The organism is Agarivorans sp. B2Z047, from assembly GCF_023373605.1.
In the GTDB taxonomy this organism is placed as follows: Bacteria; Pseudomonadota; Gammaproteobacteria; order Enterobacterales; family Celerinatantimonadaceae; genus Agarivorans; species Agarivorans albus.
In genome coordinates, this window is sequence record NZ_CP088080.1 from 2,615,634 (window position 1) to 2,639,260 (window position 23,627).

General features: G+C 44.0%; 21 protein-coding genes, 8 tRNA genes and 1 riboswitch. Of the genes, 27 read left to right on the forward strand and 2 right to left on the reverse strand.

Annotated elements, in window-relative coordinates:
• From LQZ07_RS12095 to LQZ07_RS12150, 12 genes are all read left to right on the forward strand, one after another.
• Positions 1–1,491 (forward strand): glutamate synthase subunit beta, encoded by a 1,491-nt coding sequence (locus LQZ07_RS12095; protein ID WP_152782604.1) that lies wholly within the window; start codon positions 1–3, stop codon positions 1,489–1,491.
• A gap of 155 nt (positions 1,492–1,646) precedes the next feature.
• Positions 1,647–1,737 (forward strand) — tRNA-Ser (locus LQZ07_RS12100).
• A 246-nt stretch (positions 1,738–1,983) separates the two neighbouring features.
• On the forward strand, positions 1,984–2,628 hold the full coding sequence (uvrY, locus tag LQZ07_RS12105) for a UvrY/SirA/GacA family response regulator transcription factor (RefSeq protein ID WP_152782605.1): 645 nt from the start codon (positions 1,984–1,986) through the stop codon (positions 2,626–2,628).
• A 2-nt stretch (positions 2,629–2,630) separates the two neighbouring features.
• Positions 2,631–4,463: an excinuclease ABC subunit UvrC gene (gene uvrC, locus LQZ07_RS12110; protein ID WP_152782607.1), complete on the forward strand. Its 1,833-nt coding sequence runs from the start codon at positions 2,631–2,633 to the stop codon at positions 4,461–4,463.
• Between the two features lie 43 nt (positions 4,464–4,506).
• Positions 4,507–5,058 carry a CDP-diacylglycerol--glycerol-3-phosphate 3-phosphatidyltransferase gene (pgsA, locus tag LQZ07_RS12115; protein ID WP_249483682.1) on the forward strand — a complete coding sequence of 184 codons (552 nt, stop codon included), beginning with the start codon at positions 4,507–4,509 and terminating at the stop codon, positions 5,056–5,058.
• Between the two features lie 232 nt (positions 5,059–5,290).
• Positions 5,291–5,366 (forward strand) — tRNA-Gly (locus tag LQZ07_RS12120).
• Positions 5,367–5,384: 18 nt separating this feature from the next.
• A tRNA-Cys gene (locus tag LQZ07_RS12125) sits at positions 5,385–5,458 on the forward strand.
• Positions 5,459–5,475: 17 nt separating this feature from the next.
• Positions 5,476–5,562 (forward strand) — tRNA-Leu (locus LQZ07_RS12130).
• A gap of 305 nt (positions 5,563–5,867) precedes the next feature.
• Positions 5,868–5,954, forward strand: a tRNA-Leu gene (locus tag LQZ07_RS12135).
• A 183-nt stretch (positions 5,955–6,137) separates the two neighbouring features.
• Positions 6,138–6,213: transfer RNA gene (locus LQZ07_RS12140), tRNA-Gly, on the forward strand.
• Positions 6,214–6,231: 18 nt separating this feature from the next.
• A tRNA-Cys gene (locus LQZ07_RS12145) sits at positions 6,232–6,305 on the forward strand.
• A gap of 17 nt (positions 6,306–6,322) precedes the next feature.
• Positions 6,323–6,409, forward strand: a tRNA-Leu gene (locus tag LQZ07_RS12150).
• 151 nt (positions 6,410–6,560) lie between these two features.
• Here LQZ07_RS12150 and LQZ07_RS12155 read toward each other — a convergent pair.
• Positions 6,561–8,438 carry a methyl-accepting chemotaxis protein gene (locus tag LQZ07_RS12155; RefSeq protein ID WP_194164132.1) on the reverse strand — a complete coding sequence of 626 codons (1,878 nt, stop codon included), beginning with the start codon at positions 8,436–8,438 and terminating at the stop codon, positions 6,561–6,563.
• Positions 8,439–9,019: 581 nt separating this feature from the next.
• Positions 9,020–9,115: riboswitch (guanidine-I (ykkC/yxkD leader) on the forward strand.
• A 59-nt stretch (positions 9,116–9,174) separates the two neighbouring features.
• Here LQZ07_RS12155 and LQZ07_RS12160 point away from each other — a divergent pair.
• From LQZ07_RS12160 to atzF, 7 genes are all read left to right on the forward strand, one after another.
• The gene (locus tag LQZ07_RS12160) at positions 9,175–10,257 is read left to right on the forward strand and encodes a putative urea ABC transporter substrate-binding protein (protein ID WP_016403085.1); all 1,083 of its coding nucleotides are present in this window, start codon (positions 9,175–9,177) and stop codon (positions 10,255–10,257) included.
• A gap of 10 nt (positions 10,258–10,267) precedes the next feature.
• Positions 10,268–11,092, forward strand: a complete 825-nt coding sequence (locus LQZ07_RS12165) for an ABC transporter permease (RefSeq protein WP_152782615.1) — start codon at positions 10,268–10,270, stop codon at positions 11,090–11,092.
• Positions 11,092–11,877: an ABC transporter ATP-binding protein gene (locus tag LQZ07_RS12170; protein ID WP_016403083.1), complete on the forward strand. Its 786-nt coding sequence runs from the start codon at positions 11,092–11,094 to the stop codon at positions 11,875–11,877. The genes LQZ07_RS12165 and LQZ07_RS12170 overlap by 1 nt, the downstream gene beginning before the upstream one ends.
• A gap of 12 nt (positions 11,878–11,889) precedes the next feature.
• Positions 11,890–12,645, forward strand: a complete 756-nt coding sequence (locus tag LQZ07_RS12175; protein WP_152782618.1) for an urea amidolyase associated protein UAAP1 — start codon at positions 11,890–11,892, stop codon at positions 12,643–12,645.
• 29 nt (positions 12,646–12,674) lie between these two features.
• Positions 12,675–13,319 (forward strand): urea amidolyase associated protein UAAP2, encoded by a 645-nt coding sequence (locus LQZ07_RS12180; protein WP_152782622.1) that lies wholly within the window; start codon positions 12,675–12,677, stop codon positions 13,317–13,319.
• Positions 13,320–13,411: 92 nt separating this feature from the next.
• Entirely contained in the window at positions 13,412–17,056 is a 3,645-nt protein-coding gene (uca, locus tag LQZ07_RS12185) for an urea carboxylase (protein WP_152782625.1), read from the forward strand.
• Between the two features lies 1 nt (position 17,057).
• Complete coding sequence (atzF, locus tag LQZ07_RS12190; RefSeq protein ID WP_152782627.1) at positions 17,058–18,878, forward strand: allophanate hydrolase; 1,821 nt, start codon at positions 17,058–17,060, stop codon at positions 18,876–18,878.
• A gap of 19 nt (positions 18,879–18,897) precedes the next feature.
• On the opposite strand, the gene LQZ07_RS24580 is transcribed toward atzF, so the two are convergent.
• The gene (locus LQZ07_RS24580) at positions 18,898–19,020 is read right to left on the reverse strand and encodes a hypothetical protein (protein ID WP_255483987.1); all 123 of its coding nucleotides are present in this window, start codon (positions 19,018–19,020) and stop codon (positions 18,898–18,900) included.
• A 160-nt stretch (positions 19,021–19,180) separates the two neighbouring features.
• On the opposite strand from LQZ07_RS24580, the gene LQZ07_RS12195 reads away from it, so the two are divergent.
• The 8 genes from LQZ07_RS12195 (at position 19,181) to LQZ07_RS12225 (ending at position 23,513) form a co-directional block, all read left to right on the forward strand.
• Positions 19,181–20,257 (forward strand): hypothetical protein, encoded by a 1,077-nt coding sequence (locus tag LQZ07_RS12195; protein ID WP_152782630.1) that lies wholly within the window; start codon positions 19,181–19,183, stop codon positions 20,255–20,257.
• Positions 20,258–20,374: 117 nt separating this feature from the next.
• On the forward strand, positions 20,375–20,767 hold the full coding sequence (locus tag LQZ07_RS12200) for a hypothetical protein (protein WP_227981371.1): 393 nt from the start codon (positions 20,375–20,377) through the stop codon (positions 20,765–20,767).
• Between the two features lie 101 nt (positions 20,768–20,868).
• A complete protein-coding gene (locus LQZ07_RS12205) occupies positions 20,869–21,201 on the forward strand; it encodes a hypothetical protein (protein ID WP_152782633.1) in 333 nt (110 codons plus the stop codon).
• Positions 21,202–21,302: 101 nt separating this feature from the next.
• Positions 21,303–21,647, forward strand: coding sequence for a hypothetical protein (locus LQZ07_RS12210; RefSeq protein WP_152782636.1), 345 nt, complete (start codon positions 21,303–21,305; stop codon positions 21,645–21,647).
• 118 nt (positions 21,648–21,765) lie between these two features.
• Positions 21,766–22,164, forward strand: a complete 399-nt coding sequence (locus LQZ07_RS12215) for a TonB C-terminal domain-containing protein (RefSeq protein WP_194164133.1) — start codon at positions 21,766–21,768, stop codon at positions 22,162–22,164.
• A 166-nt stretch (positions 22,165–22,330) separates the two neighbouring features.
• A complete protein-coding gene (locus LQZ07_RS24585; protein WP_255483988.1) occupies positions 22,331–22,453 on the forward strand; it encodes a hypothetical protein in 123 nt (40 codons plus the stop codon).
• A gap of 53 nt (positions 22,454–22,506) precedes the next feature.
• On the forward strand, positions 22,507–23,103 hold the full coding sequence (locus LQZ07_RS12220; protein WP_249483662.1) for a 2-hydroxychromene-2-carboxylate isomerase: 597 nt from the start codon (positions 22,507–22,509) through the stop codon (positions 23,101–23,103).
• 44 nt (positions 23,104–23,147) lie between these two features.
• Positions 23,148–23,513 carry a DUF2200 domain-containing protein gene (locus LQZ07_RS12225; protein WP_152782642.1) on the forward strand — a complete coding sequence of 122 codons (366 nt, stop codon included), beginning with the start codon at positions 23,148–23,150 and terminating at the stop codon, positions 23,511–23,513.
• The last annotated feature ends 114 nt before the right edge of the window (positions 23,514–23,627 follow it).

Genomic DNA, 23,627 nt, shown 5'->3' on the forward strand with positions numbered 1-23,627 from the left:
ATGGCAAATCCAACGGGATTTATGGAAATAGACAGGAAGCTATCGACAGACCGCGACCCAGCAGAGCGTTTGATAGATTGGCTAGAAGTTAAAACGCCTATGAGCGAAGAAGCGGTTAAAGACCAGGCTTCTCGCTGTATGGATTGTGGTATTCCTTTTTGTCATTCTGGTGACTCAGACTACGCACCACGCGTAGCTGGGTGTCCAATTAACAACTTGATTCCAGAGTGGAATGACCTGGTATACCGTGGTCGCTGGAAGGATGCGATTGACCGTTTACACAAAACCAATAACTTCCCGGAGTTTACTGGGCGCGTATGTCCAGCTCCTTGTGAAGATTCTTGTGTACTAGGTATTAATGCTCCACCAGTAACCATTAAGAGCCAAGAAGTTAACATTATCGAGCGTGCATTTAAGGAAGGTTGGGTTAAACCTAACATTCCAGCTAAACGCAGCGGCAAAACAGTCGCCATTGTAGGCTCTGGTCCTGCTGGTTTAGCAGCAGCTGCTCAGTTAAATTCTGCTGGTCATAAAGTAACAGTATTTGAACGCGCTGACCGAGTTGGTGGCTTATTAATGTACGGTATTCCGAACATGAAGCTGCAAAAAGAAATCGTTGAGCGTCGTATCGAAATCATGCGTGAAGAAGGCATCGTATTTAAAACCTCAGTAGAAGTGGGTAAAGACATTTCTATTAACCGTTTGAACGAAGACTTTGACGCACTGTTGCTAGCCACTGGCGCAACGGTTCCACGTGACCTGCCTGTAGAAGGTCGCCAGTTAAACGGCGTTCATTTTGCGATGGAGTTCTTAGGTAAAAATACTAAGAGCTTGCTAGATAGCAACCTAGAAGACGGCCGTTACATTAGCGCTAAAGATAAGCACGTTGTAGTTATTGGTGGTGGTGATACAGGTACTGACTGTGTGGGTACTTCACTACGTCACGGTTGTAAGAACGTAATGCAGCTTGAGATTATGCCTCAGCCTCCGCAAGAACGTGCTCAAGACAACCCTTGGCCAGAATTTAAGCGCACCTTAAAGCGTGACTACGGTCAAGATGAAGCAATTGCCATTCAAGGTGAAGATCCGCGTCGTTACCTAGTTATGACCCAGAAAATGGTGGGTGATGAGCAAGGTAACGTGACAGAAGTTCACACTACCAAAATCAACTGGACGAAAAACGCTAACGGCCAAATGATACCAGAGCCAGTAAAAGGCAGTGAAGAAGTCATCAAAGCTGACTTAGTGTTGCTAGCTATGGGCTTCATGGGACCAGAAGCGGGTATTATTGACGAACTAGGTGTTGAAAAAGACGCTCGTTCAAATGCTAAAGCAACCTACGGTGAATACGCTACAAACGTTAAAGGTGTGTTTGCAGCTGGTGATGCGCGTCGTGGTCAAAGTTTGATTGTTTGGGCAATCAACGAAGGTCGTGGTGCAGCACAAGCCGTTGATACCTTCTTAATGGGTAAGAGCTACTTACCTAAGTAAGCTAGCGACAAACTGCTAAAAAGCCCGGCTTATGCTGGGCTTTTTTATGGCCAAAATTTGCCTAGCATTTAGTCAATTGTTAGACATTTCCAAAAAATTCAAAGATGACGGTTTACAAGCTTAAAAATGCTAGGTAATATGCGCCCCGTTGCTGCGGAGGGGTGGCAGAGTGGTCGAATGCACCGGTCTTGAAAACCGGCAAGGGTTAATAGCCCTTCGAGAGTTCAAATCTCTCCTCCTCCGCCATTATTCAGAAAAACGCCAGCATTACGCTGGCGTTTTTCGTTTCTGCACTGCCGTACATCCAATGTGGATCAAATTGACAGTTTATTGCGCAAACTGCCAATAATCTCAGTTCTACTCTAAACTTTTATCGCTTAAGCCTTTAAATTATTATCCTGATGGGATATAAAGTTTGCTGCGCAGACGATGCAAGGTCTGGCAACCCGCCCAATTAGTAGATTGATGTTTTAGTTACAGCGGAGAAAACGCTTGATAAACGTATTTCTGGTTGACGATCATGAGCTAGTGCGTACAGGGATCCGTCGCATTTTAGAAGACGTTCGAGGATTTAAAGTGATTGGTGAAGCCGAGAGCGGTGAGAAAGCCGTTCAATGGTGTAGAAGCAACCAAGCTAACGTAATCTTAATGGATATGAATATGCCTGGAATTGGTGGCTTAGAGGCTACCCGCAAGATATTGCGTTACGATCCAGATGCTAAGATTATCGTATTAACTATTCATACAGAAAACCCATTTCCTACCAAGGTAATGCAAGCAGGCGCATGTGGTTACTTAACTAAAAGTGCCGGCCCAGATGAAATGCTACAAGCTATTCGTGCGGTTAACGTAGGGCAGCGTTATCTGTCACCCGAGATCGCTCAGCAAATGGCTTTGAGTCAGTTTAATCCGGCAGAAGATAATCCATTTCAAAGCTTATCTGAACGCGAGTTGCAGATAATGCTAATGATTACCAAAGGCGAAAAGGTTACCGATATTTCAGACCAGCTCAGCCTAAGCCCCAAAACGGTCAATTCGTACCGTTACCGCTTGTTTAGCAAGTTGAACATTAGCGGTGATGTAGAGTTAACTCATTTAGCCATTCGCCACGGCATGATAGACACAGACAAGCTGTAATTTTGCTCGAAGATAGCGCTCCATTTGATAGTAAGGCATTTCTAAGCCAAGTCACCGAAGCTAGCGGCATATACATGATGTATAACGCCGCTAATGAAGTAATCTATGTAGGTAAAGCTAAATCGCTTAAGAAGCGTTTAAGTAGCTATTTCAGAAAAAACGTCGATAGCAATAAAACCCGTGCCTTGGTCTCAAACATAGCAAGGGTTGAAGTTACGGTTACGCATACCGAAACCGAAGCGCTTATTCTCGAACACAACCTGATTAAAAAGCACTTACCCAAATACAATGTGCTGTTGCGAGACGATAAGTCCTATCCCTATATTCTTTTAAGTAAACACAAGCATCCGCGGATATCGATGCATCGAGGCGCTAAACGTAATAAAGGCGATTATTTTGGCCCTTATCCTAACGGTAATGCGGTACGAGAAAGCCTGCATTTGATGCAGAAGCTATTTCCTATTCGCCAGTGTAGCGATAGTGAATACGCAAACCGCCAACGCCCTTGTCTTCAGTATCAACTTAAACGTTGTTCCGGACCCTGTGTAAGCTTAATTAGTGAAGAAGACTATCAACAGCAAGTAGACCTTGCGAGTATGTTCTTAAAGGGCAAAAGCCAACAGGTAATAAATCAACTAGCCGAAAAGATGACCAAGGCCAGTGATAGCTTAGATTTTGAAGCTGCCGCGGGTTTTAGAGACCAAATTCAAGCCTTACGCAAAGTTCAAGAGCAACAGTTTGTGAGTGGCAATACCGAGCATGTTGATGTATTGGGTTTTGCTTTTAGAAATGGCATTGCCGTTATTCATTTGTTGCTGATCCGTGATGGTCAAGTACTAGGTAGTCGTTCGTATTACCCTAAAGTGCCCAAACAGGCCGATTTACCTGAAGTACTGCGCAGCTTTGTGATGCAGTATTACCTGTCTGAACAACGTAAAGGCAACCAACCCAATGAAGTGCTGTTGCCTGATATCGAAGGCGATTGGCCAGAGATAGAAGCGGCAATAGAAAGTGAACTTGATTGTAAAGTGAAGCTTTCTCAACCTAAACGTGGAGAGAAGCTTCGGTTTGTTGCGCTTGCCAATACTAATGCTGAGAATGCGTTGTTAACCAAGTTAAACCAAGAAGCTACCATCCACCATCGGGTCACTGAACTTGAAGCGCTGCTCAAACAAGAACAGCCAATTAAACGCATGGAATGTTTTGATATCAGCCATACCCAAGGCGAGCGCACGGTGGCTTCATGCGTGGTGTTTGATAGGCAAGGGCCAAACAAATCTGAGTATCGTCGCTTTAACATCGACGGCATTACCGGTGGCGATGACTATGCCGCAATGGCGCAGGCATTAACTCGTCGTTACCAAAAGGCCCAGTTAGCTGAAAAAATACCCGATGTATTGTTTATTGATGGTGGTAAAGGGCAGTTGTCTGCAGCTTTTGCCAGCATTGAGCCACTAAATCTAGATCCCATGCCTTTGTTGGTGGGAGTCGCTAAAGGCACAACCCGCAAACCAGGCTTAGAGACACTGCTGATTGGTAAAGCGATGACCGAAATTCACTTACCTAGTGATTCCGCTGCATTGCATCTTATTCAACATATTCGAGACGAAAGCCATCGTTTTGCGATAACCGGTCATCGTAATCGCCGAGACAAAGCACGTAAGACTAGTGTGTTGGAAGATATTGATGGAGTAGGGGCCAAACGGCGTCAAGCATTGCTAACGCATTTAGGTGGAATGCAACAGCTCAAAAGCGCTAGTGTTGACGAAATTAAAAAAGTTCCCGGAATTAGCCCTACTTTAGCGCAAAAAATTTATGATTCGTTGCATCACTAGGCAAGATTAGGCAACATAGCGGCAGTAGTTTTATAAATGAAAAATAATGATAAATATTCCAAATATACTGACCGCGTTTAGAATTGTATTAATTCCGTTTTTCTTAATAGCTTTTTACCTTCCCTTAGAGTGGGGCATGTTGGCCGCTGCATTTATCTTTGGCTTAGCGGCTGCTACAGATTATTTAGATGGATACTTAGCGCGACGCCTGGGGCAAACCACCCCTTTTGGTGCATTTCTCGATCCAGTGGCCGATAAGGCTATGGTAGTTGCAGCCTTAGTGGTATTGGTAGAGCATTATCAGACTTTTTGGATTACTGTTCCTGCGGTTATCATGATATCCCGCGAAATTATTATTTCTGCCCTACGAGAGTGGATGGCAGAACTTGGTAAGCGTTCAAGCGTTGCGGTATCTTGGATAGGGAAATATAAAACAGCTGCTCAAATGGCAGCTATTACCGGCTTAACCGCACAAATAGACCCTTTTGTTACGCAGGCCAGTTACGTACTATTTTATGTGGCAACTGTTCTTACGCTTTGGTCAATGGTGAGTTATTTAGTGCTGGCGTGGCCAGAATTAAAGCAAAATGATTAATAAATCGTAGCTTTAGCCTAAAAATCCAACGAACAGTAAGAAACTTATTAAAAGACAGTTGACGTAAAGATTTAGGTCGCTAAAATGCACAGCACATTCAGCGGCAACGCTGAAGTGTTAAAGGCGAGTTACTTAGGTAATAAGCAAAAAGCAGCACTAGCTCAGAGTGGATATAAAAAGTAGCGCAACCTAAGTTGTCTATTTATTCATACTAGCAAGTAAAGCAGATGAAGCGGCACTAGCTCAGTTGGTAGAGCGCAACCTTGCCAAGGTTGAGGTCATCGGTTCGAACCCGATGTGCCGCTCCAATTTAACACACATAGTATGGCGGGTTGGCAGAGTGGCTATGCAGCGGATTGCAAATCCGTGGACCTCGGTTCGACTCCGGGACCCGCCTCCATACTATAAATTTGTGTCGCCCGGGTGGTGAAATTGGTAGACACAAGGGATTTAAAATCCCTCGTCTGAAAGGACGTGCCGGTTCAAGTCCGGCCCCGGGCACCAACTCTTCTATCCATTCTATATTCCAAGCTTCCCAAGTTTTTCCTCATCTTGTCAGCTACTGTCATCGTTGCAATTAATCAGCGCATCAAACCATTTGTTTATCGATATCTGTTTTACTTTGGTCGTGTGCAAAGGCTGCTTATTTTTGCTGTGTGATTACAGGAATGGTGTGAAAAGGCAGCGCCTAGATCGCTTTTTAAGCACTTGAATCAACTCCCTTAAAAAATCCGTTGACTCATTTCTGTAATACGTTAAAGTACAACTCGTTTTCAGGGGCTAGCTCCTAGTTAACAGCAAAACGTGTCGCCCGGGTGGTGAAATTGGTAGACACAAGGGATTTAAAATCCCTCGTCTGAAAGGACGTGCCGGTTCAAGTCCGGCCCCGGGCACCAATTTGTTTAAAGATTAAAGCGGCACTAGCTCAGTGTGAGTATATAGAGTAGCGCAACCTAGTTGCTTAGCTCTCATGCGCTAAATAGTGATAAAGAATAAAGCGGCACTAGCTCAGTGTGGGTATAAAGAGTAGCGCAACCTAGTTGTTTACTCACATGCACTAAATAGTGATAAAGAATAAAGCGGCACTAGCTCAGTTGGTAGAGCGCAACCTTGCCAAGGTTGAGGTCATCGGTTCGAACCCGATGTGCCGCTCCAAAATTTGTAACGCTGTTTGGCGGGTTGGCAGAGTGGCTATGCAGCGGATTGCAAATCCGTGGACCTCGGTTCGACTCCGGGACCCGCCTCCATTACAAAGAAGAGTTTTGCCCGGGTGGTGAAATTGGTAGACACAAGGGATTTAAAATCCCTCGTCTGAAAGGACGTGCCGGTTCAAGTCCGGCCCCGGGCACCAATTAAAAAAGCCAGTAGCGTTAGCTACTGGCTTTTTTGTTTGAACAAAACTATTGCATCTAATTGATCAGCCATACTGCTAGAAAAATTGGCGGCATGTGAATTCATATGCCGCATTGCCTTGCTCTATTCATAGGGTTAATTAGCTTAGCTTACAGTTGATACTTATTAACTATCTGCTGCAGCTTATCTACTTCTTGTCCAATGCTGCCACTGGCTTGGCTCGCTTCATCTGCTAGAAGCAGCGCGGCATTGGCACCATCAGATATTTGTACGATATTGAGTTCAACTTCGTCCATTACTTTACTTTGTTCTTCAATCGCGCTGGCGATGTTAGTGTTCAAATCAACAACTTCGTCTACACGTTGAGTAATATTGGTAAAAGAGCCACCGGCTTCTTCGGCTTGTTCAACACCGCTAAGTGCGCGGCTGCTAGCATTTGCCATGGCATTAACTGAACTCGACGATCCAGATTGTAAACCTTCAATCATTTTCTGAATTTCATCGGTTGAGGTTTGGGTTCTATTGGCAAGGGTTCTCACTTCATCAGCAACAACCGCAAAGCCACGACCTTGTTCTCCGGCCCGAGCCGCTTCAATAGCTGCGTTTAATGCTAAAAGATTGGTTTGTTCAGCGATGTTTCTAATGACATCGATAACTCCACCTATTGCGCTTGTTTGCTCTTGTAGCTGATTGAGTGAGGTAGAGGTGGTAAGTACTTCTTCATTTATTAAACCAATCGTTGAAATGGTTTCGCTGACAATCGTTTGACCATTAACAACTGCTTGTTGGGAGGCTAGGGTAGAGTCTGCAGCTTTATTCGCATCTTCAGCCATGTTGTTAACAGTGGCATTCATCTCAGCAACTGCAGTAGCTACTTGCTGCGTTTCTAGTTGTTGCTGATTAATTGCATCTCTCACCTCTTGCGATTTGCCATCAATTTGTTGGGTAGCAATTAGCATTTCTTCGGAGCCGCTCTTAACTTGTTCTAACAAAGATCGTAAGGCTTCTAAGGTGGTTTTATAGTCATGGGCAATGTCAGCAAGTTCGTCAGAACCATATACCGTTAGATCTTGGCTTAGGTCGCCTTGATTAACCCTACCTGCAACATAGCGAATTTGTTTAACGGTGCGTCTAATGGATAGATAAGCACCAATCATGAAATAGCAACATACTAGTAGCACCCCGAGTAGGGCAAACAGCATCACGGCTCGTTTTTGTTCGGCACTGGCTTTACGCTTACCTAACTCTTCGCCAAAGTAGCTAAGCGAAGCAGAGGTAAAATCTTCGATTTGGCTTAAGCTGTCATTAGCAAGCTGAAAAACAGTATCGGTATTGGTTTTAACTTGTTGGTCTTTAAGGATTTCATCGCGAATCAAATTAACGATTTGTTTTATGCTTTCGGTAGTTTGCTGGGCTTGTTTACCCAGTTTAGTTTCAAATTGCTTATCGTAAGATACCAGTTGTGCCAAGGCTTTATCCATGTCGTTAAGTACTTCGATAGCATTATCGGTTCTAAACTGAAGATCAGCATTACCTTCAGCGTCGAGAATACCAAAGTCAGCAATGTCGCCTCCTTTATCTCTTAGCCTAGCTATGTTGCTTTGTAATATAGGTAAACGGGCGGTAGCTATGTCTATTAGGTAATAACTGCTGACTTCTGGATCTCTAGTTAATCCACTATTCGCGGCTACGCTATAGGTAATGGCTCTAATTTGTCTAAGAAAGGCTTCATGTTCAATAAGCAGTTTACCTAAAGAGCTTTTACTTTCAGCTAGGGCCTGCCAGCTCTGTTGGGCTTGCTCCATCGACGTTTTATTATCGCCAGAAAGTTGCGAGCTTAGTTGTTGCAGAGTGCTATTTAAATCTTGCTGAATAGAGCTGAATTCATCTTTGTCGTAATCTGCGCCCATCGTTCTTAGCGTGTTTAGATGCTGGTGCCTCACTACCGAGTTGGAGATACCGGGCAGTTGGTTAACAATCTCGTATCCTGCTAACTCATTCTCGGTAAATGTAATCTCTTTATTCATGGTGAGGATTATTGACCCAAAACCATAAACGATTGGCATTAAAAACAAGCAAGTCCACATTATGAACTTGTATTTAAAACCTACTCTGTCATTAAATAAACGGCAGGGGAAAAAATACTACTCATGCATAACTCCTTTTTGCTGAGTGCCAATCAAGAACGCTTAATTCATCACGCTAATGTAATTAATTATTCGAGTATAAATATAAAAAATCAAATAGGTATAGCTAAAAGCAATAAGTGATTTACTTAAGGCTAGCTAGTTTCACTTGTTAACTTAAGTTGTTGATGAATATAAGCCTTTGAAGCATCGCAGTAGATTGCTCGTTGCTTATCTTTATATTGTAGCCACAATATTGTTTTCTTCTCACACAGCGTAACACGCCCTTGTTTTATTAAATTTTGGTGCAAAAATCACATGTTTGCACCGTTATGGTGCCTTCGGGGGGCTATTACTGGGGCTTCATTTAGTGATTTATACCTAGATAGAGGGATGCGTTAGCGTTGGCATATCCATTGCTACCTAATACTTGCGACATGAGAGATGTATGGCTCTGCCTCATCAAGAGCCGCTTAAAATTTGCAATAGACATCTAGGGTTCCGGCTGCAACGCAGTGTCTGGACCGAGAGTTGTCAACCTCATAGAGGTTACACGGAGGGATAAAAGCCCGGGAGATGACAATAAATACGTCTCTCATGTTTTTATTTTAAAGTGCATAACCACATTGAGGTGACCATGATAAACCTAATTAAATCTCCACTCCGTACCCTGGCAGTAGCAGCCACCATCGTTAGCGCAAGTGCGCTTAGTGTTGTATCTGCGCAAGCCGCCGATAAACCTACTTATAAACTCGCTTGGACTATCTATGTTGGTTGGATGCCGTGGGACTATGGTGCAGCCTCAGGCATTGTTGATAAGTGGGCCGACAAATACGATATCAATATCGAAGTTGTGCAGGTGAACGACTACATCGAATCAATTAACCAATACACCGCCGGTGGCTTTGATGCCACAGTAATGACCAACATGGACGCACTAACTATTCCTGCTGCCAGTGGCGTGGATTCAACTGCGTTAATTGTTGGCGACTTCTCAAATGGTAACGACGGTGTAGTACTTAAAGGTGATAAAAGCCTTGCCGACATAAAAGGCGAAAAAGTTAACTTAGTAGAGTTAAGTGTTTCGCATTATTTGTTAGCTCGCGCCTTAGAGTCAGTAGACTTAAAAGAGCGTGATATCAAAGTTGAAAACACCTCCGACGCCGACTTAGTTGCGGCATTCACTACCAAAGATGTAACAGCTGTTACCACTTGGAATCCGCTACTAAGCGAGATTGTGGCAATGCCAGATACCAACATGGTGTTCGACTCTTCTAAGATCCCTGGTGAGATCATCGACTTGCTAGTAGTGAATACAGATACGCTTAAGCAAGATCCTAAGCTAGGTAAAGCTCTAACTGGCGCGTGGTACGAGATTATGGCCACTATGTCGGGTGATGATGAAGCAGCAATGAAAGCTCGTGCATTTATGGCTGAAGCATCAGGTACCGATTTAGCCGGTTATGATGCGCAATTGGCGTCTACTAAAATGTTCTACCAGCCTCAAGAAGCTGTTGATTTCACCAATAGCGCAACTCTAAAAAGCACCATGGCTAAAGTAGCCGAGTTTTCGCACCATCACGGTTTGTTAGGTGAAGGCGCACCAGATGCTAGCTTTATCGGTATCGAAACTCCTTCAGGTGTTTATGGCGATTCAAGTAACGTAAAACTTCGCTTTACAGCCGAGTACATGGATATGGCTGCCGAAGGCAAACTATAAGGCTCTGCCTATGACTCGCATAATTAATAAAAAACCTAGCCGCTTCGTGCGGCTTATGTTGGGCCTACTACCGTTTTTGCTGCTAATTGCTTTATACATGGCTGCATCACAGGCGCGTTTAGCAGACAATCCAAACGATAAGTTATTGCCTGCTATGTCGAGTTTTGTGGAAGCAATTAACCGCATGGCGTTTGAGCCTAGCAAACGCAGTGGCGAATACTTAATGCTGGCAGATACGGTAGCTAGCTTAACTCGCTTGGCGCTTGGGGTAGGGATCAGTGCCTTAGTGGCCTTAATGGTGGGAGTTGCTAATGGCATGGTGCCATTTGTACGTGCACCTTTATCACCATTGGTTACTGCTATCTCACTCATTCCGCCCATGGCAATTTTGCCGATTCTGTTCATTGTGTTTGGCTTGGGAGAGTTATCTAAAGTGATGCTGATCATCATTGGGATCTGCCCAATTATGATTAGAGACCTACAGCTGCGTACCGATGCGCTACCTAATGAACAGATCTTAAAAGCGCAAACTTTAGGTGCGTCTAGTTGGCAAACCATTATTGCAGTAGTTATTCCGCAAATTCTGCCAAAGCTAATCGAAGCGGTTCGTTTAACCTTGGGCAGTGCTTGGCTATTTTTGATTGCTGCTGAGGCAATTGCTGCCACAGAGGGCTTGGGTTATCGCATCTTCCTTATTCGCCGTTATTTGGCGATGGACGTAATTTTGCCTTACGTGCTGTGGATTAGTGTGCTGGCCTTTGTAATGGATTGGCTGCTGCGCAAGTTGTCAGTGCATGCTTTTTCTTGGTATCACAAAACACAAGGAGACGCATAATGAGCACTCCAATCATTCAAGCCATAGACGTTTGGAAAGAGTACGGCGACAACGTTGTGCTAGAGCGCTTAAACCTAAGTGTTGAAGAAGGCGAGTTTGTTAGCATTGTAGGTGCCTCTGGCTGTGGCAAATCTACCTTTCTAAATTTGCTATTAGGAAACGAAACTGCCAGCCGTGGCAAGCTTTTGTTAAATGGCGAGCCGTTGCCTAATGAACCAGGGCCAGAGCGTGGCATTGTGTTTCAAAAGTACTCCGTGTTTCCCCACTTAACGGCAGTGCAAAACGTAATGCTAAGTGATGTATTTGCTAAAGCGCCAGTGCTTGCGAGTCTATTTGGTAAAGCCAAGCAACAAGCGTACAGCCAAGCAATGGCAATGTTAGACAAAGTAGGTTTAACAGAAGCCGCGCATAAATACCCAACAGAGATGTCTGGGGGTATGCAGCAACGCTTGGCAATTGCTCAAGCCTTGATGAAAAAGCCAAAGATATTGTTACTAGACGAACCCTTTGGCGCGCTTGACCCAGGCATTCGTAAAGACATGCACAAGCTAGTTCATCAGTTGTGGCAAGAGCACAAACTTACCATTTTTATGATTACCCACGATCTCTCCGAAGGCTTTAGCTTAGGCAACCGCCTATGGGTGTTTGACAAGCATCGTCATGATGCACAGCACCCCGAGCGCTTTGGCGCGCAAGTCACCTTCGATATTCCTATTAGCAAAGACAGCGATGCTGCTCGCTTTAGTGAAGAGATGAAACCGATTATTGATAAGTCGGTGGCCTAATAAGGACAATCTATGAACTCTACTATTTCCCAAGAACCTATTTACCAAGAAGTGATAAACGGTGCCGCGCATTGGTCGGTAACTGTACCTGCTGGTAAAACCTTGCGTTTTACCAACCCAGAAGGGGCTTCTAATGTGAGCCTATTGTTTTATAACCCAAAGGATTTGTTAGAGCGTTATAACGCGCCCGATACACTTAAATGTCAGCACACCTTTAAACTAACCAAAGGTAATTGTTTGTACTCCGATATGGGGCGAGTGTTTTGCTCGATTACCCGCGATGATACCGGCTGGATAGACAGCGTAGGTGGCTTAGCGAACAAACAAAAGGTCGCCGAGAAATGGGGCGAGCGTAGCTATCAAACTCAAGGTAACTTGTGGCTACAAAATGGCTACGATGCCATGCTGGTTGAATTAGCTAAATATGGTTTAGGCAAGCGAGATATGGCAGCTAACATTAACCTGTTTAGTAAAGTAGCCGCCGATGCAGAAGGCAATTTACAGTTTGAGCAAAACGCCAGCAAAGCAGGAGATGTTATCGAACTGCGTTTTGAAATGGACACTTTAGTGCTGATGACAACCTGTCCACATCCAATGAACCCCGCTAAAGAATACCCCAATCACGGTGTTGAAGTTGCAATGGTGGAAGCTGATCCAGTGAGTGAAGACGACTACTGTCGAAACTTTAGACCAGAGAATGGTCGTGGCTTCGAAAATACCGAACGCTACCGCTGTGTTAGCCAAGCTAGCACTTGTTGTGAAGCTTAGTTGTAAGCGCTAAACGAGGAATAATATTCATGATCAAAGAAAGTGATTTACAAGCAGAACAAGCCAGCCAGCGAGAAGTGGTTCCAGCCGGAGACTACTACATGCATGAGCTAAAAGCGGGTCAAACGCTGCGAATTTTAGACTTAGAAGGTAACCAAGCCGCAGACACATTGTTTTACAGTGCAGCCGATCCGAGCGAGCGATACAGCGCTATGGATACCATTCGTGAACAAGGCAATGTTTACTTAACCGCTGGTACAAAGCTGTTATCCAACCTAGGTCGCGAAATGCTCACCATTACTGCCGATACCTGTGGTCGCCACGATACCTTAGGCGGCGCCTGTGCCACCGAAAGTAACACCGTGCGTTATTCATTGGATAAAAAATGCATGCACGCTTGTCGTGATAGTTGGTTGTTGGCGGTTGCCGAGAACGAACAGTACGGCTTAACCAAGCGCGACATTACCCACAACATTAACTTCTTTATGAACGTGCCAATTACTGCAGCCGGTGGTTTAACCTTTGAAGACGGCATTAGCGGTGCTGGAAAATATGTAGAAATGCGCGCCGAGATGGACGTGATTGTTCTAATGTCTAACTGCCCGCAGTTAAACAACCCTTGTAATGGCTACAACCCAACCCCAGTAGAAATGTTGATTTGGGATGCAGCTTAAGCACAAGCAATAACTCTTTAGATTAAGGCTAGGGACGACCCTAAACACGCCTTGTTATTAGCCGGGACGACCCGCAGCTCTCAGGTGACACTATGTTCGATAAAGTATTGATAGCCAACCGTGGCGCGATAGCTTGCCGGATCATTCGAACCCTTAACAAAATGAACATTGCCAGCGTGGCTATTTACAGCGACGCCGACGCAGACAGCCTGCACATTAGCCAAGCCAGCGAAGCCTATAGCTTGGGTGAAGGTTCAGCCAGTCAAACTTACCTAAACATCGACAAGATCTTTGCCATTGCCAAACAAACTGGCGCGCAAGCCATTCATCCTGGTTATGGTTTTTTAAGTGAAAACCAAGACTTTGCCAAACGTTGTGAACAACAAGGTTTAGTATTTTTAGGCCCAACAGCAGAGCAAATGAATGCCTTTGGCCTTAAACATTGTGCTCGTGAGTTAGCCGAACAAGCGCAAGTGCCTTTATTACCGGGCAGTGGTCTATTAGAAGATCAACAACAAGCATTAAGCTGCGCCGAACAACTGGGTTACCCAGTTATGCTAAAGAGCACAGCTGGTGGCGGCGGTATTGGTATGCAACGTTGTGACACCGCGGAGCAATTAAGCCAAGCCTTTGATAGCGTAAAACGCCTTAGTGAAAACAACTTTAGCAATGCGGGCTTATTCCTTGAGAAATTTATTACCCAAGCACGCCACATCGAAGTGCAAGTATTTGGTAACGGTGCTGGTGAGGTATTAACCTTAGGCGAGCGTGATTGTTCAGCGCAGCGCCGTAACCAAAAAGTGATTGAAGAAACCCCAGCTCCCAACTTAAGCCCAGCTATTCGCCAGCAATTACAACAAACTGCCAAGCAGCTTACCGAAAGTGTTAATTACCGCAGTGCAGGCACCGTAGAGTTTGTATTTGATCAGCAAAGCCAATCTTTTTACTTTTTAGAAGTTAATACCCGTTTACAGGTGGAACACGGCGTAACCGAGATGGTGTTTGGCGTCGATTTAGTGCAATGGATGGTAGAGCTGGGTTATGCGCAATTTGCTAAACAAGCTTATCCATTGGTTGATAAAGCCAGCAATTTACAGGCTTCTGGTCACGCCATTCAAGTGCGCTTATATGCCGAAGATCCTAACAAAGATTTCCAACCAAACGCTGGTTTACTTAGCCATGTTGCATGGCCAACTAAAGCAGAACTGGGTTTGCCAACAGCTGAGCAACTACGTATCGACCATTGGATAGAAAGTGGGGTAGAAGTCTCTCCGTTTTTCGACCCAATGCTGGCTAAAGTGCAATACCACGCAGCAGATAGAGACTCTGCCATTGCTGGTTTAGCCAAGGCGCTGCAAGCTTGCCAGGTGTACGGTATTGAGCATAACTTAGCCTACCTTAAACAGTTGCTAACTTTACCTGCCTTAGAGCAAGGTACCTTGCTTACTTCAAGTTTAAACAGTTTTGCTTACCGCCCAAGTACTATGGATGTACTAAGCGCTGGCACACAAACTACTATTCAAGATTACCCAGCACGAAAAGGCTACTGGGATATTGGCGTTCCACCGTCAGGGCCAATGGATGCGCAAAGTTTTCAGCTTCTTAATCAGCTATTAGGTAATCCAAGTGATGCCGCTGGTTTAGAGATTACCCTGCAAGGGCCAACGCTTAAGTTTAATCAAGACAGCTTGGTAGCAGTAGGTGGCGCGGATATAGAGATTAGCTTAGATGGCCAAAGCCGCGCGATGTGGCAAGTATTTAAAGTAAGCGCTGGCCAAAGCTTAGCATTAGGCAAAGTGAGTGATGCCGGTGCTCGCGCCTATTTAGCGGTAGGTGGTGGCATTCAATGTCCTGAGTATTTAGGCAGTAAATCTACCTTCACTTTAGGTCAGTTTGGCGGCCACGCAGGGCGTGCACTGCGCACTGGTGACGTACTGCAACTGCCAGATGCTAAGCAAGTCAAAGCCATTGACGATTTCTTACTAGGCCGAGAGTTACAGCAAAAGCCGCAAATTACTCAACAATGGAATATTCACGTAATCTACGGCCCGCACGGTGCGCCAGACTTTTTTACCGACCAAGACATCGAACTTTTTTTTGCAGCAACTTGGAAAGTACATTTCAACTCTAGCCGAACCGGCGTGCGCCTTATTGGGCCAAAGCCTGAGTGGGCACGTAGTGATGGCGGCGAAGCGGGTTTGCACCCATCTAACATTCACGATAACGCTTACGCTGTAGGCAGTATCGATTTTACTGGCGATATGCCAGTGATCCTTGGCCCAGATGGCCCAAGCTTAGGCGGCTTTGTTTGCCCGGCAACCATTATTAAAGCCGACCTATGGAAAATGGGACAGCTTAAAGCGGGCGATGAAATTAACTTTATTCCAGTTAGTATTAAGCAAGCAGAGCAGGCAGAGCGAGAGCAATTAGCAAGCTTAGCGCTAGGCAACGCCTACAATAGCGAAATTAGCGCTGCGCCCATTACCACGCCAATTGTAAAAACCTTAGCCAGTGATGTTTATGGTGAAAAGGTGGTATATCGCCCAGCGGGTGAAGACTATTTGCTGATTGAGTATGGTCCGCAGCGTTTAGACATTGCGCTACGATTTAGAGTGCATGCCTTAATGCTGAACTTGCAAGCGCAAAACATTGCCGGCATAGAAGAGCTTACTCCTGGTATTCGTTCACTACAGGTTCACTACAACAACCTAGAGCTACCGCTAGAGCGTTTATTGGCAATACTAGAGAAAGCAGAAGCAAGTCTTGGTGATATTGACCAACTTAGTGTGCCAGCACGAGTCGTGAATCTGCCGCTATCTTGGGACGACGAAGCCACTCGCTTAGCCATTCAAAAGTATAACGACGTTGTGCGCAAAGATGCGCCATGGTGCCCCGATAATATCGAGTTTATTCGCCGCATTAACGGCTTAGACACTGCTGAGCAAGTGAAAGACATCGTGTTTAACGCTAACTATTTGGTGATGGGCTTAGGCGATGTGTACTTAGGCGCACCGGTTGCTACACCTATCGATCCTCGCCATCGTTTAGTCACCACTAAATACAACCCAGCACGTACCTGGACACCAGAAAATGCTGTAGGCATTGGCGGCGCTTATTTATGTGTGTATGGCATGGAAGGGCCGGGTGGTTATCAGTTTGTGGGACGCACTCTACAGATGTGGAATCGCTACCGCAGCACAACTGAGTTTACTAAACCTTGGTTATTGCGCTTTTTTGATCAAATTAAATTTTACCCAGTGAGTGCGGATGAGCTTAAGCAAATCCGTAAAGATTTTCCACGTGGAGATTACCCGCTAAAAATTGAGCAAACCGAGTTCAGCTTGAAAGGCTATCAAGCACTGTTAGACGAGCAACAAGAGAGCATTCAAGCTTTTAAAGTTAATCAACAACAAGCCTTCGAAGCCGAGCGTCAACGCTGGGAAGAAAGCGGCCAAGCTCACTTCTCGGTAGAAGAACAAAGCCAACAAAGCGCTACTGAAGACGCTTTAGCAGATTCAGAACTGGCGATAGAAAGCCACGTAGCCGGCAACCTTTGGCAAGTAATGGTAGAGCCGGGGCAAAGCGTTAAATCTGGCCAGGTGGTGGCAGTGTTAGAAGCAATGAAAATGGAACTAGAAGTGACTGCGCCTTCAAACGGAGTAATAAAACAGTTGAACCAAATTCAAGGTTCCCAAGTTCACGCAGGGCAGCGCCTAATGGTTATGGAGACCGAATAACATGACAACAAGTACCTACACTATTTCGCAGTTGCGCGAAGCTTACCTAAGCAAACAGTTTAGCGCTAAGCAATATTTAGAGCAGCAGTTAGCAGTAGTGAAAAGCGACATTAACAACTGCTGGATATCTACCATAAGTGAGCAACAATTAGCCGACTATTTAGCCGCGCTAAAGCAGCAAGATATTGCCGAGTTACCTTTATATGGTGTGCCGTTTGCGATTAAAGATAATATTGATTTAGCAGCCTTGCCAACTACCGCAGGCTGTAAAGAATATAGCTACCAACCCAGTGACAGTGCCTTTGTGGTGAAACAACTTATTGCAGCTGGTGCGGTGCCTTTGGGTAAAACCAACTTAGACCAGTTTGCTACAGGTTTAGTCGGTACTCGCAGCCCTTGGGGAGCAGTAAAAAACAGTTTTGATCCAAGCATGATTTCTGGTGGCTCTAGCTCAGGCAGTGCGGTAAGTGTTGCTTTGGGCCAAGTGTGTTTCTCTTTGGGAACCGACACTGCAGGCTCTGGCCGGGTGCCGGCAGCACTCAATAATATTCTTGGCTTAAAAGCTACTAAAGGTTTGCTTAGTTGCAGCGGCGTAGTGCCAGCTTGTAAAAGCCTAGATTGTGTCACCTTGTTCGCCCATACCAGTGATGATTTAGACTTGCTGCTGGATGTAGCTGGCCAGTACGACGCCGATGATTGTTACGCAAGGCCAAACCAACAAGCTAATCAACGCCAATACTATCAGCCTTTGCAGGAGTTAACTTCACTCAAAATTGGTGTACCCAAAGCTAGTAACCTAGCGTTTTTTGATAACCCAGAAACAGAAAAGTTGTTTGGACAAAGCCTCAAGCAGCTAGAGCGTTTAGGCGCAGAGTTAGTAGAGATTGATTTTGAACCATTCTTAGCAGCCGCTAAATTACTATACGAAGGCCCATGGGTGGCCGAGCGTTATGCCGCAATTCAAGAATTTTTTGAAAAAGACTCAAGCCAATGTTTACCGGTTATTCAAACCATTATTGGCGGCGCTACCCAACATAACGCGGTAGATGCCTTTAAGGCCTTTTATCAACTGCAAGCCTATAAAGTGGTCTGTGACAAGCTAGTTAAACAAGTAGATGCAATTGTTACCCCAACTGCAGGCAGTAGTTATAGCATTGCCCAATTACAAGATGATCCCATTCAACTTAACTCCAACATGGGCTACTACACTAACTTTATGAACTTGCTGGACTACAGCGCGATATCGGTACCTGCCGGTTTCTATCAAAACCAGCAAGGTAATACTCAAAGCTTTGGTATTACCCTGTTTAGCGATGCTTATTGCGACAGAAAGATCCTCAGCATGGCCGCGCTTGTCCAACAAGATAATGGCTTTAACTTAGGAGCAAGCAAACAAGCGTTACCGGCACTGCAAACCTCAGAAAGCATAGATGATGATTATATGGAGCTAGCAGTGTGTGGTGCTCACTTGTCAGGCTTACCCCTTAATTTTCAGCTTACCGAGCGAGCAGGGCAATTAGTTAAAGCTACCCAAAGCGCCAGCGCCTACAAGTTATATGCCTTGGCTGGTGGTCCGCCCGCGCGCCCCGGTATGATTCGTGATGAAGAACATGGCGTAGCCATAGAAGTAGAAGTATGGCGCTTACCCAAACAACACCTTGGCAGCTTTTTGCAAGGCATTCCGCACCCTCTAGGTTTAGGCAAAATTGAGTTAGCCGATGGCAGTTGGGTAAATAGCTTTATCTGCGAAGGCTACGCAACGACCACAGCTAAAGATGTTAGCGAATTTGGCAGCTGGCGAGCGTACATTGCTAGCTTGTGATAAGCAGTAGTTAAAACGCTCAACCAACAAAAAAGCACTGGCTATTCACCCAGTGCTTTTTACTTTCTTTCTTTCTTTCTTTCTTTCTTTCTTTCTTTCTTTCTTTCTTTCTTTCTTTCTTTCTTTCCCCAACTGCTTGCATACTTTCGCCATGAGTTTTTTATCAATGTGTTGGCTAGTGTGCTGAATTGAGTCGGCTTTAGTGATAATATTCATTACAGTAAATGTATGATAAAAGGGGAATTCCTCGTTTAAACAAGGAGTTTTTCCTTTTAATAAGATGTTAGTACTTTAGGAAAATTATGGAACAAAAATCAACTATCCCATTTTGGTCAATAGATGCATTTCTATATTTTGTAATGCATCGTGACTTTGAATCTAAATGGTCGTCAGAATTACTCTCCAGGACGTCAACATTTATTGATGCATACATTTTGTTTGACAAGGTCGTGTTACCAGAGCGGTATAAGAAAAATGGAGCGATAAAAATACTAGACCCAAATAATGAGATTTTTGAGTATGTTGAATCAAGCGCACTATTACACTCAGACGATTTAACAAAAGGAGTATCAATTGATCTTTCTTTGAACTTCTCCAGCTTTGAAGAATTAGAGTCCGAAAACTACAAATGGTTTTCTCAGCATAGGGGTTACACAACACAGGATGACTATGAAAATTTAATGCGAAAGTCGACGGTTTCTTTTGCACATCTTCGTCTCTGGCAAATATCGTTATTAAATGAGATTTCCGATCTTACTCAAAGTACTTCTATCTTGCCCTTATCTTTACAAAACATTGACATTGCCAAAGCCAGAGAGTTGCCGTTCCATGTAGCGAAGTTAACGGAGCTTGATGGCCACCTTCAGGAAACCATAAAAGCTGTTTCAGCTACCATTGGAGAGTCATATACAGATCATATCAAGAACGTTCCTCCTTTCCTTTCATTATTGATTGATCAGGCGCTCTCAAGCGAACATAGTGTTGAAGTGCTTTTCCAGCTTCGAAGAGACTTTAAATCCTTACGACAAAAAGGAACAGAGTTTAGTGAGCTAATTAAAAAGGCGACAGGCTTAAGAGAAAGAAAAGAAATTATTGATGAGTGGAGTCAATCATGGGAGCTTCTTCATAAAGGTGACTTTAGAAAACCACAGCTACTTAGTAGAAAAGTAAGCTCATCAGATATTTCCAAGGCAATAGTTAAGCCTCAGTCAGCAGGGGTATCTAGCATTATCCAATCGTTTCTAGATTATCGGGAAGAGGTGAAATCTTACAATCGCTTCAGAATATATGGTGAACTATATAATGAACTCGATGGAATTGAAGGGTCAGTTGAGAAACTTAGAAAAAAATTCTCTCTCAACCTTATCAATGTACTTTAGCAGCACTAACAAAGCCTTCAAGCCTGATTCGTAAACGCGTGCCGAACTTGCTCTTGCTCAGACATGGCACACGTTCACTCACAGCTTAGGGCGGAGTTACATCCATGGAATTTTCCTATGAGAATGATACTAACAACCACACTGTTACTTTTGTCCACCTATGTATTTGCCCTAGAAGATTACAAGTGCAAAGTTACCTCAGCATTTCAAGTGGGTACAAACGGTCAGAGAGTTGAAAATGTTTTAGCATCAATGGTTGGTAGTGAGTTTACAGTTGATCGATCTACCGGATTGATGGTTGGTAGTCTGAAAAACAGTTATGTTACATCCCCAAAGATATTAGATTTTGGGTCTTCCGAAAATGCGTTTAAAGCAATTACGGTCATGAAAAATGATCTAACCTCAAATGTCTACGTTTTGGTTGTTGAAGAGTATATTGAGGATGCGAATAAACCTTTTGTATTTACGAACAATTCTGACATTTACTACGGAACTTGTACTCACTTCTGAATGATGTAACAAGCCAAGGTTGGCATGCCCGCCAAAACCCCTCCGCGGCAGGCATCGGACTCACTACCGTTTGCCGCAGCTTAGGAGCGTTAAGTGCACCAATGAGTATGAAACTAGACAACGAAACATGGCTAATTGAACTTGGAGATGATGTCATCGAAAAGAAAGCCGAAATTGGAATCGAAGCTCTTACAGACTACGAGAAATCGGTTTACTGTTTGTGGGTTATTGATTACTCGATTAGAAACTCAGGCACACTGGATGCCCTGGACGATATCTATCCTGAAGCTATATCTGAGTTTGACTCTTTAACTGGAAAGAATAATTGGTTGTCAAAATCCAGCATCAAGGACATTAGCAGCAGTGAGGAAGCGTATTACAATAATTTTGAGGAGCTTTGTAATGAATTTCGTTCGGTTCAAGCCTGCACTTAACAAGTCAAAGTACGCGGATTTGGCAAAGCTGTCTTCTTTTTTGTTCCAAAAAAAAGCCGCCAACTTCACCAATCTGTTGTTTGAGACGTTAAGTGGCTTACATGAGAAAAATACTGGTAGTTCTGCTGTTCCTATTAAGCTTAATTTCGTGCGGCAATGAGGAATTAGTTTTTCCCCTAAGGGAACTTCAGCTAACTATTTTTGAGCAAGGGAAGCCTGTAACAGAGTGCAAAATCAAACCTGACAGCGAAACCTATAAATTTATTGAGGCTTGGTTTAAAAACAATCAAAGTGGCTGGGAAAATAAACCTGCTACTTACTATCCGCATAAACTACTATCAGCTAAAAACTTCACAGCTATAATCAAAACCAGTTTTATTGTTGTTGGTTCGTCGTTGAGGCATGATATTAGCCCTCAAGTATATGAGGCATTAACTTGCCACTAGCATCACTTAACAAGGCGCTTCAGCCGGACATTTTTGCTGCGCACACCTTTTGTGGAAGTAACACAAAAGGCGTGCTCGACAAAATGCCGTTGCGCTTGGCGTTATGAATGGACTCTTAATGAAAGCAACAGTTTTGTTATCTATCGTGTTTATTGCTGGATGTGCAAGCACCCTTATCAGTAAATCCCACACTGTTTGCGACAATAGAAACGAATGCATTGTTGTCATAATGAATAAACTAAGTTCGAATTGGTTTCGCCCTAAGAGCTTGGCGAATGACCAAGAGAAATTGAGAGATTTAGAAGTTGTTATTTTCGTTAAACTCAATGAACTATATGGTATTGAGAGAGCTTCTATTAGGCAGTCAAGTTCCAACGAAAAGTTTGATGATAGTGTAATTAGGGCGGTAGCTTTGAGCGCTCCCTTCCTCGAGCTGTCAGGGTTACCGATGGAGGAATACAACCGTAGCTTTAAGAATCTAAGGCTCACTTTTCGTCCTGAAGATTTAATCAAGTAATTCATAACAAGTGCGGCAGTTGACGCGATAAAGCCCGCGCCACTACCACAAACGTTACAGAATAAAGGTAATTATCCAGATCTAACATCAATAGTGTATTTAGGCTCAAAGTGCTTTTCTTAACGATTTGATAGATTTAAATTTCAATGTGCATGGGGGATTGAAAATGGGAATGATAATAGGTTTGGTTATTCTGGCTGCTATAGATTGGTATCTTGTTCGTAAAACAGGGCTACATATTCCTCAATTAATTACTAAGTATCTGGCGGATAAAGAAAACAATAAATAGTTTTCGCTTAAGTCATAGGCATAACAAGGCATTAGCCTCTAGAGGAGTGCTTAGTGAACATTGAGTTTTGGTTTGATTATGCTAGTACATACTCCTATCCTGCGGCAATGCGTATTGAGTCTGTGGCGGCCGATAACAATGTAAGTATTGTGTGGCGGCCTTTTCTGTTGGGTGCAGTCTTCAATAAGCAGGGTATGAATGATTCACCTTTTAATGTCTATCCCGCTAAAGGTGAATACATGTGGAAAGATATGGCGAGAATTTGTAGTGATTCCAATCTTCCGTTTAGCCGCCCCAAAACATTCCCGCAAAATGGGTTGCTAGCAGCCCGCGTTACAACTAGATTTTCTGATGCACCTTGGATCCCCAAATTCGTAAGGTTAGTTTACTCTGCTAATTTTGAGCATAACCAAGATATCTCATCTCTAAGCTTAATTGAGCGTTGTCTTGGTGCTGTTGGGGCAGATGTTTCCTTAGTGATGAGGGAAGTGGTGACTGAAGAGGCTAAGTTTATGCTGAGAGAACAAACCGAAGAGGCGATTGAGCGTGGAATTTTTGGTGCGCCTTCTTTTTATGTCGGTCGCGAGCTTTTTTGGGGAAATGACCGCTTAGAAAGAGCGATTAAGTGGGCAGCTGAGGCCGATATCTAAGGTATAAGCTTTCCGTTACTTTGAGTGAAATTACAAGGTTAAAAATGAAATCTACACAAGAGCAAGACGAGCAAATAGCCAACATGGTCTTTTCAAAAATTTATCCTCTTTACCTTACCAAGGTTGAGAAAAAAGCGCGTACAAGTAACGAACTTAATCAGGTTATTTGCTGGCTTACTGGCTATAGCGAGACAGTTCTTCAAAAGCATATTAATGGCTCTGCCACATTCAAAGCGTTCTTCGCCGACGCCACTATTAACCCAAACGCTAAGTTAATAACCGGAAAGATTTGTGGCCATAAAGTGGAAGAAATTGAAAACCCTATTACTCAACAAGTTCGCTACCTTGATAAGTTGGTTGATGAACTTGCAAAAGGGCATGAATTGAAAAAGATTTTGCGAAGCGCTTAGGCAAAATAGAAATAAAGCTAAACATGCTTTTAAAGAAGCTGAAAGCGTGGTGACTAAAAGGCCAAAGCAAGGTTTGCTTTGGCCTTTTAGGCTCTAGGTTCTAGGTTTTAGGGC

Excerpts from the sequence above, each read along its gene's own strand:
- LQZ07_RS12095 (WP_152782604.1), top strand. The coding sequence starts at position 1 with ATGGCAAATCCAACGGGATTTATGGAAATAGACAGGAAGCTATCGACA.
- LQZ07_RS12155 (WP_194164132.1), bottom strand. The coding sequence starts at position 8,438 with ATGAATAAAGAGATTACATTTACCGAGAATGAGTTAGCAGGATACGAG.
- LQZ07_RS12160 (WP_016403085.1), top strand. The coding sequence starts at position 9,175 with ATGATAAACCTAATTAAATCTCCACTCCGTACCCTGGCAGTAGCAGCC.
- LQZ07_RS12165 (WP_152782615.1), top strand. The coding sequence starts at position 10,268 with ATGACTCGCATAATTAATAAAAAACCTAGCCGCTTCGTGCGGCTTATG.
- LQZ07_RS12170 (WP_016403083.1), top strand. The coding sequence starts at position 11,092 with ATGAGCACTCCAATCATTCAAGCCATAGACGTTTGGAAAGAGTACGGC.
- LQZ07_RS12175 (WP_152782618.1), top strand. The coding sequence starts at position 11,890 with ATGAACTCTACTATTTCCCAAGAACCTATTTACCAAGAAGTGATAAAC.
- LQZ07_RS12180 (WP_152782622.1), top strand. The coding sequence starts at position 12,675 with ATGATCAAAGAAAGTGATTTACAAGCAGAACAAGCCAGCCAGCGAGAA.
- uca (WP_152782625.1), top strand. The coding sequence starts at position 13,412 with ATGTTCGATAAAGTATTGATAGCCAACCGTGGCGCGATAGCTTGCCGG.
- atzF (WP_152782627.1), top strand. The coding sequence starts at position 17,058 with ATGACAACAAGTACCTACACTATTTCGCAGTTGCGCGAAGCTTACCTA.
- LQZ07_RS24580 (WP_255483987.1), bottom strand. The coding sequence starts at position 19,020 with ATGCAAGCAGTTGGGGAAAGAAAGAAAGAAAGAAAGAAAGAAAGAAAG.
- LQZ07_RS12195 (WP_152782630.1), top strand. The coding sequence starts at position 19,181 with ATGGAACAAAAATCAACTATCCCATTTTGGTCAATAGATGCATTTCTA.
- LQZ07_RS12200 (WP_227981371.1), top strand. The coding sequence starts at position 20,375 with ATGAGAATGATACTAACAACCACACTGTTACTTTTGTCCACCTATGTA.
- LQZ07_RS12205 (WP_152782633.1), top strand. The coding sequence starts at position 20,869 with ATGAGTATGAAACTAGACAACGAAACATGGCTAATTGAACTTGGAGAT.
- LQZ07_RS12210 (WP_152782636.1), top strand. The coding sequence starts at position 21,303 with ATGAGAAAAATACTGGTAGTTCTGCTGTTCCTATTAAGCTTAATTTCG.
- LQZ07_RS12215 (WP_194164133.1), top strand. The coding sequence starts at position 21,766 with ATGAAAGCAACAGTTTTGTTATCTATCGTGTTTATTGCTGGATGTGCA.
- LQZ07_RS24585 (WP_255483988.1), top strand. The coding sequence starts at position 22,331 with ATGGGAATGATAATAGGTTTGGTTATTCTGGCTGCTATAGATTGGTAT.
- LQZ07_RS12225 (WP_152782642.1), top strand. The coding sequence starts at position 23,148 with ATGAAATCTACACAAGAGCAAGACGAGCAAATAGCCAACATGGTCTTT.